This window comes from Mesorhizobium sp. M8A.F.Ca.ET.021.01.1.1 (assembly GCF_003998025.1).
Taxonomy (GTDB): domain Bacteria; phylum Pseudomonadota; class Alphaproteobacteria; order Rhizobiales; family Rhizobiaceae; genus Mesorhizobium.
In genome coordinates this window covers 1-2540 of sequence record NZ_RZSJ01000743.1, presented here as the reverse complement: position 1 = coordinate 2540, position 2540 = coordinate 1, and the positions used below count along the sequence as shown (strand labels likewise).

3 protein-coding genes are annotated in these 2540 nt (G+C 64.3%); 1 reads left to right on the top strand and 2 read right to left on the bottom strand.

Translation table 11 applies throughout. The features are described 5' to 3' along the window. A partial coding sequence (locus EOA36_RS33175) for an SDR family oxidoreductase (RefSeq protein WP_145969449.1) occupies nucleotides 1-638 on the top strand: 638 nt, incomplete at its 5' end. Between the two features lie 38 nt (nucleotides 639-676). Here the strand turns inward: EOA36_RS33175 and EOA36_RS33170 are convergent. Both EOA36_RS33170 and EOA36_RS33165 read right to left on the bottom strand, forming a co-directional pair. Next, complete coding sequence (locus tag EOA36_RS33170) at nucleotides 677-979, bottom strand: hypothetical protein (protein WP_127280981.1); 303 nt, start codon at nucleotides 977-979, stop codon at nucleotides 677-679. Between the two features lie 413 nt (nucleotides 980-1392). Continuing rightward, nucleotides 1393-2540, bottom strand: a 1148-nt coding sequence (locus tag EOA36_RS33165) for a CoA-acylating methylmalonate-semialdehyde dehydrogenase (RefSeq protein WP_145969448.1), incomplete at its 5' end; no start/stop codon positions are given.

The following is a 2540-nucleotide window of genomic DNA, read 5'->3' as shown; positions in this document are numbered from 1 at the left end:
CGGCGGAACTCTTCGTGCAAGCTGACGTCGCCACTCTCGACGGTGCGGCAAACGTGGCCGCCGCCATCATCGACCGTCTTGGCGGCATCGACATCGTCATTCACAGCGTTGGCGGGTCGAAAAGCCCAGGCGGCGGTTTCGCGGCGCTGTCCGACCGGATCTGGCAGGATGAACTCAATCTTAATCTGCTTGCGGCGGTGCGGCTCGACCGCCTGCTTGTCCCGCGCATGATCGAGCAGGGCTCCGGGGCGATCGTACACATCTCGTCGATCCAGCGCCGGTTGCCGCTCCACGAATCCACCATCGCCTATGCGGCGGCGAAGGCGGCCCTTTCAAATTACAGCAAGGCGCTGTCCAAGGAACTCGGCCCACAAGGCATTCGCGTGAACATAGTGGCGCCGGGCTGGATCCACACCACCGCCTCGGAGGCAATGGTGAAGCGGCTGGCGGCCCATTCGGGCTCGGATGAGGAGACCGCCCGCCAAGGTATCACGGACGCGATGGGCGGCATCCCGATCGGCCGGCCGGCATGGCCGCAAGAGATCGCGGAACTGGTGGCCTTCCTCGTTTCGGATCGCGCATCCGCAATCCACGGCGCCGAGTACGTCATCGATGGCGGCACAATTCCGACGGTCTGAAGGCCGCCGCCGGGAGGTCCCGCTGCAGCGTCGCGCCGTCAAGCGCCCGGCATCGCCGCGGTGATGGTCGGGCTGTCCCAGCCTTCGCCGACCGACAGAACACAACTCTGGCCTTTGGTGTCCGAGGCCAGCACGGTCCAGCTACCCTTATCCGAGATGAAGATCTCGAGGACGACGTTCGGATTGATCAGGCCGCGCCCGGCCTCGGTTTCGTGGAATTTGTCGCCGAGCGCCTTGATGATGTCCGCGCGCGCCGCGCATTGCGCCGCCGCGTTCGCTGGCGCGATTCCACCGGTCATCGCGGCCGCCGCCAAAAGTGTCGCCATAAGAAATCGTGTCATCTGACACCTCCTTGCGCCAGACGAGAACCCCGGCTGCCACCGGCGCTGTTTGATTGCCTGCACGCGTGGCAGGAATAAAGCCTAAGGCGGATGGTGGTCTGTTGGTTCCATCACACGGCGATGGAATTATTAGAATGTGGAGATGCTCGCGTGGCGCGAGGCATTGGCATAATGTACCTGACGTTGCGCTCGCGGCGGCGCAGCTGGACGGCGCAAGGCTTAAGCGGACGAAAGCCCCCACATTCCCGACGCCCATGAAAAAGAAGCGCGGTTTGCACCGCGCTTTCTCAACTTCGGTTTAGGGGAGCGTCAGGTCAGCTCATCGTCGGGATGACGAACTCGGTTCCGTCCTTGATGCCGGCCCGCGCGCCCGCAGCCGAAGGCGAGGACGCGCAGCCAAGAAACCGTCCGGCTTAGTTCATCGTCGGGATGACGAACTCGGCACCGTCCTTGATGCCGGACGGCCAGCGCGAGGTCACCGTCTTGGTCTTGGTGTAGAAGCGGAAGGCGTCCGGGCCGTGCTGGTTGAGGTCGCCGAAGGAAGACGCCTTCCAGCCGCCGAACGTGTAGTAGGCGATCGGCACCGGGATCGGCACGTTGACGCCGACCATGCCGACCTGGACCCGGCTGGCGAAGTCGCGGGCGGCATCGCCGTCGCGGGTGAAGATGGCGACGCCATTGCCCATCTCGTGGTCGTTGGCGAGCTTGATCGCATCCTCATAGCGCGGCGCACGCACAACCGAGAGCACCGGTCCGAAGATCTCTTCCTTGTAGATGCGCATGTCCGCGGTCACGTTGTCGAACAGGCAGCCGCCCATATAGTAGCCGTCCTCGTAACCCTGCATCTTGAAGCCGCGGCCGTCGACCACCAGCTTGGCGCCTTCCTTGACGCCGGTGTCGACATAACCCTTGACGCGCTCCAGCGCCTGGGCGGTGACCAGCGGGCCGAAATCGGCGGCCGAATCCGTCGACGGACCGACCTTCAGGCTCTCGACGCGAGGGATCAGCTTTTCCATCAGCCGGTTGGCGGTGTCGTTGCCGACTGGCACGGCGACCGAGATTGCCATGCAGCGCTCGCCGGCCGAACCGTAGCCGGCGCCGATCAGCGCGTCGACGGTCTGGTCCATGTCGGCATCGGGCATGATGATCATGTGGTTCTTGGCGCCGCCGAAGCACTGCACGCGTTTGCCGGCCGCCGTGCCGCGCGAATAGATGTAGTGGGCGATCGGCGTCGAGCCGACAAAGCCGATGGCCTTGATGTCGGGATCGTCGAGGATGGCGTCGACGACATCCTTGTCGCCATTGACGACGTTGAGGATGCCGGCAGGCAGGCCGGCCTCGATGAACAGTTCGGCAATGCGCATCGGCACGCCCGGATCACGCTCCGAAGGCTTCAGGATGAAGGCATTGCCGCAAGCGATCGCCGGCGCGATTTTCCAAAGCGGGATCATGGCGGGGAAATTGAACGGCGTGATGCCTGCGACCACGCCGAGCGGCTGGCGCATCGAATAGACGTCGATGCCGGGGCCGGCGCCGTCGGTGAATTCGCCCTTCATCATAT

Coding starts and splice junctions, on each gene's coding strand:
- EOA36_RS33170 (WP_127280981.1), bottom strand. CDS start 979: ATGACACGATTTCTTATGGCGACACTTTTGGCGGCGGCCGCGATGACC.